This is a genomic window from Kiloniella majae (assembly GCF_002118315.1).
GTDB classification, from domain to species: domain Bacteria; phylum Pseudomonadota; class Alphaproteobacteria; order Kiloniellales; family Kiloniellaceae; genus Kiloniella; species Kiloniella majae.
Genome location: NZ_MTSZ01000001.1, coordinates 57,394 through 75,316, shown reverse-complemented (window position 1 = coordinate 75,316; position 17,923 = coordinate 57,394). Strand labels below are relative to the sequence as shown.

The 17,923-nt window shown below is 45.8% G+C and carries 18 protein-coding genes; 13 read left to right on the top strand and 5 right to left on the bottom strand.

Going from position 1 to position 17,923, the window contains the following annotated elements; translation table 11 throughout:
- Positions 1 to 163 precede the first annotated feature (163 nt).
- The 6 genes from BKB51_RS00335 (at position 164) to BKB51_RS00310 (ending at position 4,530) form a co-directional block, all read left to right on the top strand.
- Positions 164 to 1,165, top strand: coding sequence for a GlxA family transcriptional regulator (locus tag BKB51_RS00335; protein ID WP_085899118.1), 1,002 nt, complete (start codon positions 164 to 166; stop codon positions 1,163 to 1,165).
- A gap of 82 nt (positions 1,166 to 1,247) precedes the next feature.
- Positions 1,248 to 2,156 carry an NAD(P)-dependent oxidoreductase gene (locus BKB51_RS00330; RefSeq protein ID WP_085899117.1) on the top strand — a complete coding sequence of 303 codons (909 nt, stop codon included), beginning with the start codon at positions 1,248 to 1,250 and terminating at the stop codon, positions 2,154 to 2,156.
- A 15-nt stretch (positions 2,157 to 2,171) separates the two neighbouring features.
- Complete coding sequence (gene otnI, locus BKB51_RS00325; RefSeq protein ID WP_085899116.1) at positions 2,172 to 2,960, top strand: 2-oxo-tetronate isomerase; 789 nt, start codon at positions 2,172 to 2,174, stop codon at positions 2,958 to 2,960.
- Positions 2,961 to 3,087: 127 nt separating this feature from the next.
- Positions 3,088 to 3,528 carry an Rrf2 family transcriptional regulator gene (locus BKB51_RS00320; protein ID WP_085899115.1) on the top strand — a complete coding sequence of 147 codons (441 nt, stop codon included), beginning with the start codon at positions 3,088 to 3,090 and terminating at the stop codon, positions 3,526 to 3,528.
- A gap of 285 nt (positions 3,529 to 3,813) precedes the next feature.
- On the top strand, positions 3,814 to 4,071 hold the full coding sequence (locus tag BKB51_RS00315) for a YjhX family toxin (RefSeq protein WP_085899114.1): 258 nt from the start codon (positions 3,814 to 3,816) through the stop codon (positions 4,069 to 4,071).
- Positions 4,072 to 4,101: 30 nt separating this feature from the next.
- On the top strand, positions 4,102 to 4,530 hold the full coding sequence (locus BKB51_RS00310) for a GNAT family N-acetyltransferase (RefSeq protein ID WP_085899113.1): 429 nt from the start codon (positions 4,102 to 4,104) through the stop codon (positions 4,528 to 4,530).
- Positions 4,531 to 4,592: 62 nt separating this feature from the next.
- Here the strand turns inward: BKB51_RS00310 and speB are convergent, their stop codons facing one another.
- From speB to BKB51_RS00290, 4 genes are read right to left on the bottom strand one after another with little or no spacing between them, the layout of a single operon-like run.
- Positions 4,593 to 5,561, bottom strand: a complete 969-nt coding sequence (speB, locus tag BKB51_RS00305) for an agmatinase (RefSeq protein WP_085899112.1) — start codon at positions 5,559 to 5,561, stop codon at positions 4,593 to 4,595.
- Between the two features lie 54 nt (positions 5,562 to 5,615).
- Positions 5,616 to 6,164: a cupin domain-containing protein gene (locus BKB51_RS00300; RefSeq protein ID WP_085900149.1), complete on the bottom strand. Its 549-nt coding sequence runs from the start codon at positions 6,162 to 6,164 to the stop codon at positions 5,616 to 5,618.
- Between the two features lie 49 nt (positions 6,165 to 6,213).
- On the bottom strand, positions 6,214 to 7,491 hold the full coding sequence (locus BKB51_RS00295) for an NAD(P)/FAD-dependent oxidoreductase (RefSeq protein WP_085899111.1): 1,278 nt from the start codon (positions 7,489 to 7,491) through the stop codon (positions 6,214 to 6,216).
- Between the two features lie 2 nt (positions 7,492 to 7,493).
- Positions 7,494 to 8,879 (bottom strand): glutamine synthetase family protein, encoded by a 1,386-nt coding sequence (locus BKB51_RS00290; protein WP_085899110.1) that lies wholly within the window; start codon positions 8,877 to 8,879, stop codon positions 7,494 to 7,496.
- Positions 8,880 to 9,167: 288 nt separating this feature from the next.
- Between BKB51_RS00290 and BKB51_RS00285 the strand changes: the two genes are divergently transcribed.
- The 7 genes from BKB51_RS00285 (at position 9,168) to BKB51_RS00255 (ending at position 16,895) form a co-directional block, all read left to right on the top strand.
- On the top strand, positions 9,168 to 9,923 hold the full coding sequence (locus BKB51_RS00285) for a gamma-glutamyl-gamma-aminobutyrate hydrolase family protein (RefSeq protein ID WP_085899109.1): 756 nt from the start codon (positions 9,168 to 9,170) through the stop codon (positions 9,921 to 9,923).
- Positions 9,924 to 10,002: 79 nt separating this feature from the next.
- A complete protein-coding gene (locus BKB51_RS00280) occupies positions 10,003 to 11,349 on the top strand; it encodes a glutamine synthetase family protein (protein WP_085899108.1) in 1,347 nt (448 codons plus the stop codon).
- A 43-nt stretch (positions 11,350 to 11,392) separates the two neighbouring features.
- The gene (locus BKB51_RS00275; RefSeq protein WP_085899107.1) at positions 11,393 to 12,766 is read left to right on the top strand and encodes an aspartate aminotransferase family protein; all 1,374 of its coding nucleotides are present in this window, start codon (positions 11,393 to 11,395) and stop codon (positions 12,764 to 12,766) included.
- Between the two features lie 89 nt (positions 12,767 to 12,855).
- Positions 12,856 to 13,953 carry a polyamine ABC transporter substrate-binding protein gene (locus tag BKB51_RS00270; RefSeq protein ID WP_085899106.1) on the top strand — a complete coding sequence of 366 codons (1,098 nt, stop codon included), beginning with the start codon at positions 12,856 to 12,858 and terminating at the stop codon, positions 13,951 to 13,953.
- A gap of 70 nt (positions 13,954 to 14,023) precedes the next feature.
- Positions 14,024 to 15,169 carry an ABC transporter ATP-binding protein gene (locus tag BKB51_RS00265; protein WP_085899105.1) on the top strand — a complete coding sequence of 382 codons (1,146 nt, stop codon included), beginning with the start codon at positions 14,024 to 14,026 and terminating at the stop codon, positions 15,167 to 15,169.
- 11 nt (positions 15,170 to 15,180) lie between these two features.
- Positions 15,181 to 16,083 carry an ABC transporter permease subunit gene (locus tag BKB51_RS00260; protein WP_085899104.1) on the top strand — a complete coding sequence of 301 codons (903 nt, stop codon included), beginning with the start codon at positions 15,181 to 15,183 and terminating at the stop codon, positions 16,081 to 16,083.
- Complete coding sequence (locus tag BKB51_RS00255) at positions 16,080 to 16,895, top strand: ABC transporter permease subunit (protein WP_085899103.1); 816 nt, start codon at positions 16,080 to 16,082, stop codon at positions 16,893 to 16,895. Before BKB51_RS00260 ends, BKB51_RS00255 begins: the two co-directional genes overlap by 4 nt.
- Before the next feature lie 49 nt (positions 16,896 to 16,944).
- Here the strand turns inward: BKB51_RS00255 and BKB51_RS00250 are convergent, their stop codons facing one another.
- Positions 16,945 to 17,919: an FAD:protein FMN transferase gene (locus BKB51_RS00250; RefSeq protein ID WP_158090097.1), complete on the bottom strand. Its 975-nt coding sequence runs from the start codon at positions 17,917 to 17,919 to the stop codon at positions 16,945 to 16,947.
- Positions 17,920 to 17,923 lie beyond the last annotated feature (4 nt).

Genomic DNA, 17,923 nt, shown 5'->3' with positions numbered 1-17,923 from the left:
AACATATAAAGAATTCTTTATTTTGTTGACTGCATAAAGATTTCTTTATATGTTTGTTTGGCGAAAAACGCAGGATGCTGCATAATTTTTTTAGATAGTGAAAAAGCCAAAAGCTGAGAACCCAAAAACAGAGGGAGACGGCTGTCAGGAAAGGGAGGCATTGATGCATTTGAAAGTGTATAGTGCAGAACCACAGATAAAGAGAAAAGCACCGCGGAGAGATTTACAGCGGGTGGTCTTTGTTGTTCTTCCTGGTACAGCTTCGTTGGATACCAGCCTGACTATTCAGGCTTTAAAAACAGCAAATGCTGTTGCTGGTTATGCTGCTTTTCATTGGCGTATTGCAACAATGGATGGGCAGGCAATTGATCTCGAAGATGGCTTTATCTTGCAACCGGATATGGCTGTGGGCGATGATGAATCTATTGATCTCGCCCTTGTATTTGGTGAATGGGGTGTCCGGACGGGCAAATCCGACTATTTTGTAAATTGGCTAAAACGTCTTGATCGACAGAGTGTTTATGTCGGTGCTGTTGGTGGGGCTTGTTATGAACTTGCAAGTGCGGGCTTGTTGAACGGCTATCAATGTGCTGTTCCCTGGGCATATCACGACAGTTTCAAGGAACTATATCCTTCTGTTGAGTTACAGGACGCGCTCTTTTCCTGGGATAGAAAACGCATTACCTGCACCGGGAAAGCTGCTTGTCTGGACTTGATCCTTAATATTATTGAGCACCAATGTGGGACAGATGTTGCGGGGCAAGTTGCTGAGGCCTTTAACTATGAAGTCAGGGGCGGGGCTTCTATTCCTTTGCGTCAACGCAATCTTACTTTACAGAAGCTCTCGGGTAAGTTGGCCGAAGCGGTCCGCATAATGGAAGAGAATTTGGAAGTCTTGTTGACGGCAGAAGAAATAGCGAAAGAAATCGGCAGCTCCAAGCGTCAGATTGAACGTCTTTTTGCCCGCCATCTCGGTTGCAGCCCCAAGCGATATTACAAACGTTTGAGATTAAAGAGAGCCCGCGCACTCCTGCGGCAAACGGCCTTACCCGTGAGTGAGGTTGCTATTGCCTGTGGCTTTACATCTTTTTCATACTTCTCGCGTGCGTACAGGGGATATTTTGGATCAACCCCTCGTGAAGATCGCCTTGCGCGCGTGAGTTAATGAGCAAGCTAATTTATTTTGACCTTGTTGGATAAGCCTTTCAGAATGTTTAGGAATAAACAGCTGTTAGATTGTTTTGTGTATGACTGGGTCTTCTGAATCTCTTTCTCTTTCCGGTATCAAGGTGGGCGTTGTCGGTCTCGGAAAAATGGGCTGGCACTTTGCCAAGCGTTTGCATGATGATGGGGCAGAGGTCTTTATCCATTCCAGAACACGTGAAAAAGCATCTGAGCATGAAGCGCGAGGTCTAGTCTATTGCCAAACACCCGCGGAACTTGCGCAAAAAATCGATGGCGGATTTATTATCATTTGCGTAACTGATACAGACGCTGTTGAGCAGGTAATTTGTAGCGATCAAGGCCTGTTATTGGCGATAGATCCCGGTACCCTGGTGATTGATATGGGGACGACCCAGGTCATGAATACGCGTATCCTTGCTGGAAAGATCGAAAAAGCAGAAGCTAAATATCTGGATGCACCAGTAAGTGGCGGAGCCATCGGGGCGGAGCAGGGAGCTCTCTCAATTATGGTTGGTGGCGCAGATGATGATTTTCATCGTGCTCTGCCACTTTTCAACGTTCTTGGTCAGAATATAAATCATGTTGGACCTCTTGGTGCTGGTCAGATTGCCAAGACGGCTAATCAGATGATCGTCGCGATGACAATAGATGCCGTTGCCGAAGCTTTGACCTTGGCATCAAGGGCAGGTGCCGATCCAGCCAAGGTTCGCAATGCTCTGTTAGGTGGTTTTGCAGATAGCCGTATCCTTGAATTGCACGGCCAGCGTATGATTGAACGCGACTTTGAACCGGGGGCAAGGGCGACTGTCCAGCTCAAGGATGTAGTGCAGGCTGTGGAGTTGTCAGAGCATTATGACCTTCATCTCTCGGGGCTGGAAACCGCGTTGACCTTGTGGCAGGGAATGGTCGATGGTGGGCTAGGTGATCTTGATCAGGCTGGTTTTATCCGGGCCGTTGAAAAACTTAATTAAACTAAGGCTAATACTATGTATCGTTTCGCAGCTAATCTCAGCATGCTTTTTACAGAAGTTTCCTTTCTTGATCGCTTTAAAGCTGCACGGGAGGCTGGCTTTGAGGGTGTTGAGTTCCTGTTTCCCTATGAATACTCAAAACAAGATTTAAAGGCGAGGCTGGACGATACAGGTCTAGAGCAGGTGTTGTTTAATCTTCCCGCTGGTAATTGGGAAAAGGGTGAGCGCGGGATTGCTGCTTTGCCTAGCCGGGAAGGCGAGTTTCAGCTAAGTGTTGAGCTGGCGTTGGAATATGCCGAGCATTTAAACTGTCGCAAGTTGCACGTTATGGCAGGTATCTGCCCCGAAGGTGAGACGTTGGAAGCCTGTTTCGAAGTTTATCTTGCAAATCTGGCTTATGCTTGCGAGCAGGCGAGGGCAGCAAATGTTATGGTCTTGATTGAGCCTTTGAATACAAGGGCTTTCCCCGGATATCTTTTGTCACATCAAGCGCAGGCGCGAAAGATTATTGATCATATCGCCGCACCGAACCTCAAGCTACAGATGGATCTGTATCACGCCCAGATTATGGAGGGTGATCTTTCCGTGTTGATCCGCCATCAAATGGACTATGTGGGGCACATTCAGATCGCAGGTGTGCCGGACCGGCATGAGCCATCTGATGGAGAAATAAACTATGGCTGGATATTCTCTGAATTGCTAAAGGCCAAATACGAAGGCTGGATTGGGTGTGAATATACGCCCAAGGCAGACACCAAATCTGGACTTGGGTGGTTAGACACGGCGCGTGATATCTTTTCTTGATTAAGATTGCCCTGATTTTGGTAGCGTCATCCTGTCCTATTGTTTTCCGTATGGCGCGACCCTATTTTGTGTTTATATTAACTGTATGTTTGTTGAAATACCTGTTGCTTGAGATGTTTGGCCTGAAATGAGACTTACGACCTATACTGACTATTCACTACGTGTTCTGATTTTTGTTGGACTAAAAGGTGATGAGTTAACGACGATTACTGAAATTTCAGAACGCTATGACATTTCGCGTAACCATTTGATGAAAGTTGTTAATCAACTCTCTCAGGACGGGTATCTCAAAACTATTCGCGGCAAAAAAGGTGGCATGCTGCTTGCGCGGTCTCCGGCAGAAATAAATCTGGGGGATGTGGTCCGGGATATGGAAGACAACCTGGATATTGTCGAATGTTTTGATAAAGAAAAAGGTTGCTGCCAGATTGATGGCTATTGCCGTTTGCAGGGGATTTTGGGCGAAGCTGTTATCGCCTTTTTTGATGTTCTGTCTCGTTATACTTTGGAAGACTTAATGTCTAATCGACAAGGACTTCAAAAGGCATTAAGCATTTCATTTATCTAATTTATGTTTGTTGAGATGTTTTTGTTCCTGGCGGATATGATTTTTCATAACCGCCTTTTTTATTTTGGTATGTATGAAGTTTTCTACCTTGTTCGCAAACATCGATTTTGTTAGATATACTTTGCCTGTGCAATCTTTTTGTCCGCACAGGCCCTACGGAGATTTTATGTTAGAGATTGCGGTAATCCGCTAGTTCCTGAACCTCGGGAACATTTGAAACGGTTGTAACGTTCAAGCTATGCGCTGAGCGATACCTTTTCTGTACTCACATAAAACGAAAATCCATTGAATATTTCAAAGTATGAACAGCGTGTTTTACACGTTCTCGCTCAGGGTGGGGCTATCCACTATGAGCGTGGTGAAAATGGCAAAATTACAAAGGTAATTTGTTATACGCGGGATGGTCATGTGCTTGCTGATTGTAACTATCGCGTTTTTCAGCGTCTGAGGAAGCGGTCTTTTGTGAAATCTCAAAAAGGACAGCCCTATCGAATTACACGATTAGGTATACGGTCCGTTAGATCTCAACTGGACAACAGATAAATCAGTAAAGCTAGAAAGAAGTATGTTGTTATGATTAGAAAGTACGAAATTGCCGATACGGCAGCACTAATTAAAATTTGGTTCGAAGCAAACAAAGTTGGTCATCCATTCCTGAGCGATGAATTTGTCGCCCAGGTCGCCAAAGATATGCCGAATATTTACCTTCCCAATGCTGAAACCTGGGTTTTGGTTTTTGATCAAAATCCTGTTGGTTTCATTTCCCTCATCGATGATAAAATTGGGGCGTTGTTCCTTGATCCGGTATTTCATGGCAAGGGGTTTGGCCGGGCTTTGGTTAATCATGTGGTGAAGTTGAAAGGTTCTCTGAGTGTAGAGGTCTTTGAGAAAAACAAAGTGGGTCGACGGTTTTACGATCTCTATGGCTTTGTCGAAGTTGATCGCTATTGCCATGAACCAACGAATGAGATTTCGCTGAAACTGACATTGGCGAAAGATTGATAAAAAACAAGGGCACTTCGTGTGGAGTGCCCTTGTTCTGTTGGTTTTATTTGTGGGCGCTCTTATCCTTTTTTCTGTTTTTGTACCGCCATCAGGTAGAGCATTTCAAAAGCCATGGTCGCGCCAGCAAGGGCGGTAATGTCGCTGACATCATAGGCAGGGGATACTTCGACCACATCGGCGCCGACAATGTTAATGCCTTCTAGGCCTCTAAGTATTGTCAGGGCCTGATGTGGGGTTAAGCCTCCACTTACTGGTGTTCCTGTACCAGGTGCAAAGGCGGGGTCCAGGCTATCAATGTCGAACGTGAGGTAGGCCTTTCTATCGCCAACGATACGCTTGATCTCAGCAACGACAGCTTCAGGACCTTTTTCATGGACCCATGGGGCGTGAATGATATTGAAGCCATGGGTTTTGTCATTGTGGGTGCGGATGCCGACCTGTGCAGAAGACGCGGGGTCAATAATTCCCTGTTTGGCAGCATGATAAAACATCGTGCCGTGATCAATTCGTTGTTGATCTTCTTCCCAGGTATCAGAATGGGCATCGATCTGGATCAAGGCGAGTTGCCCGTGTTTTTCTGCGTGCGCCTTAAGGATGGGGTAGGTGACAAAATGGTCACCGCCCAGTGTTAGCATCGCTGTGTTTGTGTCCAGAATTGCTTTTGCGTGGGCTTCGATGGCATCGGGAACGGTCATTGGCTCGCCGGGATCAAAAACCAGATCACCGTAATCTGCCACGGCCAAGGTTTCGAACACATCAAGCCCGGAAGGAAAATGCGGTGCCCAGGCAAGGTTGGCAGAGGCTTTTCTGACAGCTTGTGGGCCCAACCGAGTACCTGAACGACCGGTGGTCGCACAGTCGTAGGGGATGCCCGAGATGGCGACATCTGCGTCGCGAAGATCACGGGTGTATTTACGACGCATAAAGGAATTTGCACCGGAATACATGGGTTCAACATCTGTACCCAGTAGGCTTTTGGCCATAAAGGCGTTATCACCTTCGGAATTGATACCGGATATATCGGTCATGTTGTGTCTCCAGAACGATCTTCTATCTTGTTGTAAAATATAGCAGGTTGGGTTTTAGAAAGATGGAGGTGTCGCTGCACTCACGACTTCGCATTCCTCGTCCCCGGGGTTTCGAAAGCGGTGAGGAATTTCTGTGTTAAAGTAATAGGCTTCACCGGCATTGAGGACTTTGATTTCATTACCAACAGTGATCTCAAGTTGTCCGCGAATAATAACGCCTGCTTCTTCACCTTCTTGAACGATCATCTTTTCACCAGTATCGCCATGGGGCGGATATTTTTCATGTAATACACGCATTTTACGATCTTTTTTGGCTGCGCCAACCAGACGAACTGACATAGTGCCATCGGACATTTCGACCAATTCATCTTCGGCGTAGAAGATCTTTTCTTCCTGCTCAGGCTCCATTGAGAAAAATTCGATCATGGTGACCGGAAAGCCAGCAAGTACTTTTGTTAGCGAGTCGATAGACGGGCTAACGCGATCCTGTTCAATCATAGAGATTGCGCTGTTGGTAACGCCTGCACGTCGGGCAAGTTCCCGCTGTGAAAGGCCATGCATGGCGCGGAGTGCTTTTAGGCGTTTTCCAACACTGGCTGACATCTGTTCTGTTTCACCTCGTTCAATAGTTATCTCGTTCAATGGATTTTCTCTATAGTAGGTCTCTTAGGCGATAATAAGCCATAGCCAAAACCAGAGCAGGGGTTCTTAATAAGCGCCCGCCAGGAAATGATTGATGCGGAATACGGCTGAATACATCAAAGCGTTCTTCCGATCCTGCAATAGCTTCGGCGATCAGTTTTCCTGCCAACCCTGTCAAGACAACGCCATGACCTGAAAAGCCATGGGCAAAGTAAGTGCTTTCGGCCAGTTTACCAAAATGGGGAAGGCGGTTGACGGTAATGGCGACATTTCCACCCCATGCATAATCGATTTTTTTTGATGCAAGTTGAGGGAAATATTCAAGCATGGTTTTTTGCATGATTTTACCGATATCCGACGGGGCTTTACCTGAATAGTTGACCTCACCACCAAAAAGCATACGTCTATCGCCCGATAATCGGTAGTAGTTGAGGACAAAAAGAATATCGGCAACCGCAGCGTTATCTGGAATAAGCTTTGCGGCCTCTTCTTTTGATAGGGGTTCTGTGGCAAGAATATAAGTGCCGACGGGCATAATCTTGTTGTCTAGCTTTTTATCAAGACCGTCGAGGTAGGCATTCGTGCAAAGCGCAACGTGTTTGCAGTTCACAACACCTTTATCCGTATAGACCCTTGGTGATTTTTCGTGCTCAATGTTTATGACGCGGCTGTGTTCGTAGAGAGTGGCGCCAGATTTTTTGGCGGCATCAGCCAATCCCAATGTGTAGTTGAGGGGATGCAGGTGACCACCATTTGGGTCATACATACCTGATAGATATTTATCGCTGTCAATTTTTTGGCGAATTTCGCTTTTATCAAGAAGTTTACAGCCTGTGTAACCTGCTGATTCTAAATCCTCGAGATATTCTTCCAATTCTCCGACATGACGTTGTTTGGTGCTGACGTGGTAATGCCCGGATGCCAGATCGCAATCTATGGCGTGTTTCTTGATCTGATTTTTGGCAAGAGACATGGCCTCTTCACCCATTTTCCAAAGTTTGCTGGCATCATCCTTACCGACCATCTTTTTTATGTCTTGATAAGATTGATTGTAGCCAATAATCATTTGGCCGCCGCTGCGCCCGGACGCGCCCCATGAAATTTTACTGGCCTCGAGTAAGATAACTTTATACCCGCGTTCAGCAAGGTGTAGCGCGGCTGACGTTCCGGTCATGCCTCCGCCGATGACGCAAACATCGCAGCTATGTTCTCCGGTTATTTCTGGGCGATCATGGCTTTGGTTCATACTCGCTGTATAATAGGAATTTGTGTAGTCCTGATCGTTCATTATCAAACGCTCCTCAGGTACCAATCAAATTCGACAGGGGATATATGGCTGTTGAAGCGCTCTCGTTCGGTTTTTCTGCAAATGCTAAAGACGTTACAGAATTCTTTGCCCATGTATTTTGGCAATATCTCTGCCTTTTCAAAGATATCTATCGCATCTGGCCATATGTTAGGCAGCGTTGCTTCTTTTTCCTCATAGGCATTCCCTGTAATCCGGGGGCCGGGATCTATCTTATTCTCTAATCCATGGAGTATACCGGATAAAACCGCTGACATGACAAGGTGTGGGCTGGCGTCCGCGCCGGCTAACCTGTGTTCAATCCGGGTTGCGGCAGGATGGCCAGCGGGAATACGCAAGGCAACCGTTCTGTTATTGATCCCCCAGCAAGGAGTATGGGGGGCATAAGAACCTAACTGAAAACGACGATAGGAATTCGCATTCGGGGCAAGAAGTGCCATTGATTCTGCCATGGAATCACACAAGCCGCCCATCGCCCATTTTATTTCATCGCTCAGGCGTTCTTCGTCTTCTGTCCCTTTACCCTGAAAGATATTTTTCCCGTCGTCGTCCAGCAGGCTGACGTGGATATGGGTGCCGTTCCCTGATTCTTGTGTATAGGGCTTGGCCATAAAGGTCGCTTCCATACCGTGACGTTGAGCGACGTGTTTGATCAGGCGTTTGAGCAACACAGCCTGATCGCAAGCAAGGAGAGGGTCATCTACATGGTGCAGGTTGACTTCATATTGTCCGGGGGCATATTCCGCAACCATGGTGTCGGCGGGTATGCCTTGCGCTTTTGCTGTTGCAGCAACCTCGTCGAGAAAGTCATCAAAATCATAAAGCTCGTCAATGCCGTAAACTGCGGGCTGAGCATGCCGTAATCCTGAAATCGGTGATACAGGAGGTTGCGGGTAACCAGCCATGGTTCTATCTTTGTCGATAAGGTAGAATTCAAGTTCAACAGCCGTAACTGGCTTGAGGCCCATTTTGGTGAAGCGATCGATAATGCCTTTGAGGACGTGACGGGGATCCGCAAAGAAGGGGGAACCATCTTCTTCGTGCATGGTCAATAGAACCTGTGCAAGGCCTTTTCTATGCCATGGAGCTGGTTTTAACGTGTCGGGGACAACATGACAGACACGATCTGCATCACCATTGGCCCAAACCAAACCAGTACCTTCTACGTTGGCCCCTGACGTATCGAGGCAAAAGATCGACCCGGGAAGAAGAATACCTTCTTTGTAAACAGATGCTAGTTTATCACGTGTAATACGCTTGCCGCGTAAAATGCCATTACCATCTGCGATAAGAAGCTCAATCAAACCAATTTCAGGATGTGCCTCTAAAAAATCAGCCTGTTCAGAATAATGATCGGTTGTATTGTTCATTTTATTTATCGCCCAGATTTTACGCAATTTTCAAGATTATGCACATCTTGTGCTTATATTTGTCAAGAGATGTCCAATAAAAAGAACTCTTTTGTTTGAATTTCAGGATTCAAGTTAAGTGCTGTTCGTTATATTGATCATTTGTTATTTATCTGTAATTAAATGATAATATGCAAATTTTCTTATTAATTTTTTAAAAAAATAAATTTTTCTGTTCTCTTTTTTTTAAATGAGAACTATCATTCTGTTCAGAATAACGATCATCACTTGCGTCAAGGTAGTTTGAAAATGAGTATTGGTAAGGCCTTTGTTGGTGTTTCCACCTGTCGTATGCCCAAGAACGGCAATGAGTACGATAGTGTAAGCCGATATTATTCCGAGGCTAGTGCTAATGTTGCGCAAGTAATCCCAGTTGGGATACCTGCATTAGGTGATCAATTGGATAGTGATGCTCTGTTGGATCATCTGGATGGCATGCTTTTTACGGGAAGCCCTTCAAATGTTGAACCCAGGCACTATGCAGGTGAGCAGAGCGACGAAGGAACTCTGCATGATCCCGCACGAGACGCCACAACACTACCGCTGATCAAAAAAGTATTGGAACGAGGCATCCCAATGTTGGCGATCTGCCGAGGATATCAGGAGCTGAATGTTGTTTTTGGCGGCACGCTTTTCCAGAAAGTGCAGGACCAACCCGGAAAAATGGATCACAGGGCTGATATGACTGGAGCGATCGAAGACCGTTTCGCGCTGGCCCACGATATTGAGTTAGTATCTGGCGGAATTCTGGCAGGGTTAAACAATGGTCCGACAGTTAAAGTTAATTCCGTACATGCTCAAGGCATTGATCGGTTAGGAGAGGGGCTGACGGTTGAAGCTTATGCCCCAGATGGGCTGGTTGAAGCCGTCAGCGTTTCCGGGGCTTCTGCATTTGCGCTGGCAGTGCAGTGGCACCCGGAATGGAACGCCAGTAATAATGAGTTCTCCAACAAGATTTTTAAAGCTTTTGGGGATGCTTGCCGGGAACGCGCCAAGCAACGGTAACAAGTAGGCGGTAATGAGTTGACGGTGAGTAGAACAGGATTTCGTATAGGAAACCGATATCCAATAGAACAGGTGATTTATGACGTTTGAAGAATTAGAACAGTGGTGTAAAGAGCGAAAGATTACGGAAGTCGAGTGCATGATACCTGATATCTCAGGCGTGCCACGCGGTAAGATCTTGCCCACTGAAAAATTCTTACGTGGCATTGGAAGTAATGGACATCGTCTTCCTGAGAGTATTTTTACACAAACCATAACCGGCGAATGGCCCGAAGAAGATACTTGGGTTGATATTGCTGATCATGACGTCATTCTGGAAGTTGATACCAGTACAATACGTCCTGTTCCCTGGTATAAAGAGCCAACAGCCCAGGTCATTTGTGATTGTGTTTATCCCGATGGAAAACCCGTTGACCTCTATGCCCGTCAAATCCTTCGATCAGTGCTGGGGCTTTACGAGAAAAAAGGTTGGGAGCCTGTCATTGCTCCTGAGCTGGAATTCTATCTGGTGCAAAAAAATACTGACCCGGATATGCCTTTGATGCCACCCATCGGTAAAAATGGGCGACCTGAAACCGCCCGTCAGTGTTACGGCATTGATGCGGTGAACGAATTCGATCCTGTGTTTGAAGACGTATATGATTATTGTGAGGCCCAAGGGCTGGATATAGATACACTTAATCACGAAGCCGGGGCTGCGCAGATTGAAATCAACTTTCTGCATGGCGACCCTTTGTCACTTGCCGATCAGGTTTTTCTCTTCAAACGCACGGTACGGCAAACGGCCTTGTCTCATGATATTTATGCAACTTTCATGGCTAAGCCAATGAAGGATGAGCCCGGTAGTTCAATGCACATTCACCACTCTGTGGTCGATGCTAAAACGGGTAATAATATCTTTAGTGATGCAGACGGTAATGCGACTGAGCTATTTGGCAACTTCATCGCAGGTCTGCAACGCTATTCCAGTGCAGCAATGCCGTTTTTTGCCCCGAATGTGAATTCTTATCGGCGTTTTGGATATGATGAATCACCGATAAATATGCATTGGGGAATTGATAACCGGAGTTGCGGGTTCAGAGTTCCCAATTCCGGTCCACAGAGCCGACGTGTTGAGAACCGCTTGTGCGGGTCAGATGTTAATCCTTATCTCGCCATTGCAGGAAGCTTACTTTGTGGGTACTTGGGGATGACGGAAGGCCTTACTCCCGAGGCAAAAATCGAAGATAATGCTTATGTTCTACCACGTGGTTTGCCGCTGTATTTATCAGATGCGATCACAGCGTTGATGGATTGTAAGCCAATAAAAGATGTGTTGGGTGATCGTTTTGTCGAAGCGCACTGCGCAACGAAAGAAGTTGAATACAACAATTACCATCAAGTTATCAGTTCGTGGGAACGCGAACATCTGTTGCTTAATGTATAGAGCCCATGATCTTGTTTGTGAGATCGGCAGTTAAGAGGGTGTTATGAACCATATAAATAAAAGTACCGAATATTGGCAGGAACTGGATCGGGCGCACCATTTGCATCCCTTTACAGATACCAAGAGCCTGAATGAAAAAGGCACCCGCGTTATTACGAAAGCTGATGGCATTTATCTGTGGGATTCTGATGGCAATCGTGTGCTTGACGGGATGGCGGGCCTGTGGTGTGTGAATATTGGATACGGTCGTAAGGAACTGGTTGATGCTGCACAGCGTCAGATGATGGAACTTCCCTATTACAATACCTTTTTTCAGACCACAAATGCGCCTGCGACCGAGTTGTCTCAGCTTTTGGCCGAAATTACGCCAGAAGGTTTGAACAGGGTGTTTTTTGCAAACTCCGGATCTGAAGCAGTTGATACAGTCATTCGTCTGGTTCGTCGTTATTGGCAGGTAGAAGGACAACCGGACAGAAATGTGATTATCAGCAGGAACAATGCCTATCACGGAAGTACGGTGGCTGGTGCCTCTCTTGGGGGAATGGACCCTATGCACGAGCAAAGCGGTCTTATGATGCCAGGGATCGAGCATATAATGCAACCATACTGGTACAAGGATGGCGGGGACCTGACACCGGAAGAGTTCGGACTGAAAGCAGCACAAGCATTGGAAGAACGTATTTTAGAAGTTGGGCCGGAAAAGGTTGCTGCCTTTATTGGTGAGCCAATTCAAGGTGCTGGTGGCGTGATTGTTCCACCTGAAACCTATTGGCCAGAAATTCAACGGATCTGTGAAAAGTACGATATTCTTTTGGTTGCTGATGAAGTGATCTGTGGATTTGGTCGTACCGGAAACTGGTTCGGCAGTGAGACCTTTGGTATCAAGCCTGACCTTATGTCCATGGCAAAAGGTATGTCATCTGGTTACCTGCCAATCTCAGCTGTGATGGTTGGGGATCGTGTCGCCGACAGTCTTATTGAAAAAAGTGGCGAGTTCTATCACGGTTATACCTATTCCGGTCATCCTGCGTCTTGTGCTGTGGCAATTGAAAATATTCGCCTTATGCGCGATGAAGGTATTGTTGACAGAGTTCGGGACGAAACAGGCCCTTATTTCCAAAAGCGGTTGCGTGAACTCGAAGACCATCCTTTGATTGGTGAAGTTGTTGGCTATGGCTTGGTTGCCGGCATGGTGATGGTGAAAAACAAGGAAACCCGTGAACTCTTTGAAAATGGTTCAGAAGTCGGTAACATTTGTCGCGATCATTGTTTTAACAACGGCCTGATTATGAGGGCTTGTGGAGACCGGATGGTTCTTTCGCCGCCATTGGTCATGACGAAGGCGGAAATTGACGAGTTGTTGGAAAAAGTAAAATATTGTCTTGATTTGACAGCTAAAGATCTTGGAAAGTTATAACTGGGAGTGGATATTGATAACTCATCCAAAAAATGAGACTGATATCCACATAACTTTACCGGGTACATATACATAACGGAGGCTACATCGTGAAAAAAATTGGAAATGGTTTGCTGACCAGTGTTCTGGCACTTGGGTTAGCTGTGAGTACCCAAGCCAGTGCGGAAGAAGTGGTTAATGTCTTTAACTGGTCAGATTATATTGACGAAGAAATTCTTGCGGATTTTGAAAAAGAAACCGGGATCAAAGTGGTCTATGATGTTTTTGATTCAAATGATGTTCTGGAAACAAAACTTCTTGCTGGTAGTTCCGGTTACGATGTGGTCGTCCCGTCCGGTACTTTTCTCGCCCGCCAAATTCAGGCTGGTGTTTTCCAGAAACTTGATCAATCAAAACTGACCAACAAAGGCAACCTTTGGGATGTTGTGAGCGAGCGCGTCGAAAAATATGACCCGGGTAATGTTTATTCTGTGAATTATATGTGGGGCACCACGGGTATTGGTTATAATGTTGATATGGTTAAGGAGCGTCTCGGCATTGAGCGAATTGACAGTTGGGACATAGTCTTTAATCCGGAGAACTTGGCAAAGCTCAAAGATTGCGGCGTTTATCTTCTTGATGCATCGGATGAAATGATTCCTGCGGCCCTTAATTATCTTGGTAAAAACCCGGATAGTCGGGACAAAGCTGACTTAAAGGCAGCTGAAGAGCTATTGATGTCAATTCGTCCCTTTGTCCAGAAATTCCATTCGTCTGAAAATATATCGGCCCTAGCTAATGGAGATATCTGTCTTTCAGTGGGGTGGTCTGGCGATATGCTTATCGCGCGGGACAGAGCGACAGAGGCAGATAACGGCGTTATTGTTGATTACAGCATCCCTAAAGAAGGTGCCTTGATGTGGTTTGATCAGATGGCTATTCCGGCAGATGCTGCAAACGCTGAAAACGCACATAAGTTTATTAACTATATCATGCGTGATGACGTGATGGCGAAAGCTTCAAATTATGTTTATTACGCGAATGGTAATCTCGCTTCCCAAAAGCTTCTGGAAGAAGATGTTATCGGCGATCCGGCGATTTATCCTGATTCAGGTACCATGGAAGGGCTCTATACATTGACACCCTATGATCCAAAAACTCAGCGTGTGGTTACACGTGCGTGGACGAAGATCAAAAGCGGCAGTTAAATCCAGATAAAAGCATCGCCTCATTTTTGAGGCGATGCTTTGTTTGTATAGAGTCTTATTTGAGGGTGCTATGAATATTTCATCAGCCAAAAAACCATCCGCGCGCTTTGAACCTTGGGAAGATCCCAATGAAAAGCCGTTGGTGCGATTTAAGAATGTTACCAAGCGTTTCGGATCATTCACCGCGATTGATGATATCAGCCTTGATATCTATGAGCGCGAATTCTTTGCCTTACTCGGCCCCTCTGGCTGTGGCAAGACGACAATGATGCGCATGTTGGCCGGGTTTGAAACACCTAGCGAAGGTATTATTTCTCTTGGCGAGGATGATATTGGCACCGTTCCACCCTATAAGCGTCCAGTGAATATGATGTTTCAGTCCTATGCTCTTTTCCCGCATATGACGGTTGAGGCCAATATTGCCTTCGGACTGAAGCAAGATAAATGGCCCAAAAATCTTATTCAAGAACGTGTTGAGGAGATGCTGTCGCTAGTGCAGTTGCGCAAGTTTGCCAAACGCAAACCGCATCAACTTTCCGGTGGGCAACGTCAAAGGGTTGCACTTGCGCGTTCACTTGCGAAAAAACCTAAACTTCTTTTACTTGATGAACCTTTGGGGGCGCTTGATAAAAAACTACGGGAACAGACGCAATTTGAACTAATGGATATTCAGGAAAAATTGGGCATGACCTTTGTGATTGTCACGCATGATCAGGAAGAAGCCATGACCGTCGCCAGTCGTATCGCGGTTATGGACGATGGCAAGATTATGCAGGTTGCAACACCTGAAGTTATCTATGAATACCCCAATAGTCGATATGTTGCCGACTTTATCGGTGACGTAAACATTATCGAAGGCCAACTTGGTAATAGAACGGAAGAGGGGGTCAAGTTATCCTGGGCCGAAGGGCAACCCGAAATTGCTATTGCCAATAATACAAGCCGATCCGAAAATGAAAACGCATGTTTCGCCATTCGCCCGGAGAAAGTTCATGTCTCGCGCGAAGAGCCTGTGGATGCAGATAACAGGATCAGGGGACAGATTGATGACATTGCTTATATTGGCAATCTATCGACCTATTATGTCAGGCTTAGCAATGGCATGATTTTCAAGGCACAGGAATCAAACCGCCGCCGTCTCGCAAACCGTGAATTTACCTGGGAAGATCAGGTCTGGTTATCCTGGCGTAATACCGCCGGTGTCCTCTTGGATTAAGGGCGGAGATCATGGATAAGAAACTCGGGCGCTTTTTACTTATTGGCATACCTTATTTTTGGTTGTTCCTGCTCTTTCTCGTACCTTTCGGGATTGTGCTGAAAATCTCGTTCTCAGATATCGCTGTCGCCATTCCTCCCTATACCCCGACCTTTGATTTTGAAAGCGGATGGGAAGGCTTTAAGGCTTTACTGGCAGAGCTGGACTTCGAGAATTACATTTGGCTAACCGAAGATGATCTCTATTGGACGAGTTATTTATCCAGTTTAAGAATTGCGTTTATCTCCACAGTTCTCACGCTATTGATTGGCTACCCCTTGGCCTATTCCATGGCCAAGGCACCTTCTGAATGGCGACCAACGCTGTTGATGTTGATTATTCTGCCTTTTTGGACAAGCTTTTTGATCCGGGTTTATGCCTGGATCGGTATTCTGAAAACCGAAGGTTTACTTAATCAGCTTTTGATGTTCTTGGGGATCGTTGATGATCCTTTACAGATATTGAACACAGATACAGCCGTTTATATCGGTATTGTCTATTCTTACCTGCCTTTTATGGTGCTTCCGCTCTATTCCTCCCTTGAAAAGATGGATGGGTCTCTTTTGGAAGCGGCACAAGATCTTGGCTGTACAGCGATCTCCGCCTTTTGGAAAGTAACCTTGCCCCTTTCTATTCCGGGTATTATTGCCGGGTCTTTTCTCGTTTTCATTCCGGCTATTGGCGAGTTCGTTATCCCTGATCTTCTTGGCGGATCTAATACCAAAATGATTGGTAAGACACTGTGGGCTGAATTCTTTAGTAATCGAGATTGGCCGGTTGCCTCAGCGGTTGCGGTATTACTTTTGCTATTGTTGATCGTCCCGATTGTTTTGTTCCAGAAGCAGCAAGAACGTGCGCAGGAGGCAGAACAATGAGTGGTCGTTTTACATGGTTTAATACCACATCGCTTACTCTGGGTTTTGTCTTTCTTTATCTGCCCATTCTTATTCTGGTTTTTTTCAGCTTTAATGAGTCCAGACTTGTAACTGTATGGGCGGGGTTCTCGACCAAATGGTATGTCGAGCTTTTTAAAGATGAAGCTTTTCTGGATGCAGCCCTAGTCACATTACGTGTAGCTTTGTTGTCAGCTACAATGGCGACAATTCTTGGAACTTTGGCCGCTGTTGTTATGGTCCGGGCTGGACGCTTTCGAGGACGCACTCTTTTTTCCGGAATGATCTATGCACCGCTGGTGATGCCTGAAGTCATAACAGGGCTTTCCCTGCTTTTGCTTTTTGTGGCAATGGGCATTGATCGGGGGTTTTGGACCATCACGATGGCCCATATTACCTTTTCCATGTGTTATGCTGCTGTCGTGGTCTCTTCGCGGATGGTTACCTTTGACAACTCATTGGAAGAAGCGGCAACCGATTTGGGATGCACGCCTTTTCAGGCCTTTATAAAGGTGACTCTACCGATTATGGCTCCGGCTATTATTTCTGCTTGGTTACTGTCTTTTACCCTGTCTTTAGATGATTTGGTGATTGCCTCTTTTACTTCGGGGCCGGGGGCGACAACCTTGCCAATGAAAATCTATAGTCAGGTTCGACTTGGTGTGACGCCAAAGATCAATGCGCTTTCGACAATCTTAATTTTGATTGTCACGATGGGGGTTATCACAGCATCTATTTTGACGAAACGGGCAGAGGCACAACGTAAGGCAGATGAACGGATGGCCGAGGCTTAAGGTCTAAGATGTGTGTTTATGAAGTCCCCAACCTCAGCCAATCTTCTGGTTAGATCCTGATTGTCTCATCAGTAAGTGTATGCGCGATAATCTCTATGCCATGTTCGGTTGATATCATGTTGTTCAACTCTTGTGCTGGTACAAAAGATAATCCTGTCGATAATGCATCCGCTTTAGTGGCATCATTAGCGATAACACTTATTGATTTGTACAGGGCTTGAGCGTTTATATGGTGTGTTGGAAGTAAATGCGAATGCCCATCTCGCAGAACTGTTCCGGTAGGCGTTGATGTAGCAATGGCTTTACCTGCGTGCAGATTAACAGAATTTCCCGAGAGTTGCTGACCCTTATTATCTATCGCAACAGTCCAGTCTCGACCAGAGGGATGAGTTCCTAAAGCTTTGATTTCGCCAATATTTACGAGGCTGTTTGTCAGGCCATGATTTCCCAAAAGTTGGTATATGCGATCCGTAATAAAGCCTTGAGCGATACCGTTTAATGTAATTGCCATGCCACGTTTTTTGAAAGATATCTGTTTGGGGGAAGCATCAATATTTCTATAATCAACCAACTCACTGATTGATTGGACCATTTTATGGTGCTGATGGTCTGTCAGGTTTGGCATCTCACTATGGAGTAACCACATGGGTTGTATCGTTATGTCAAAAGCCCCATTGGTAAGGGATGAGACCTTATGCGCTGTTGAGATCACGTGATAAAGCTCTGGTGTAGGGTTTTGTATTTTGCCTTGTGTGTTTAAGCGGTTAATTTCAGAACCGGGGATATAGAGGCTAAAGATATTTTCTAAACGCTTTATTTCCTTACGTATTTTGTTCGCGAGTTCTGCTGACCCATTTTCTTTGGGCAGAAGAATTTCAGTATGCCCACCAAGGGCAATACCCTGCCATTTATGAAGAGGTATTTCTTTTGCATTACCCTGCGCAAAGGATTGTTTTAATAATGTCGGTGTTAAAAGAGAAGCTGTTCCTATAATTTGTAGAAAGCGTCGTCTGGTTTTATTCATGGCC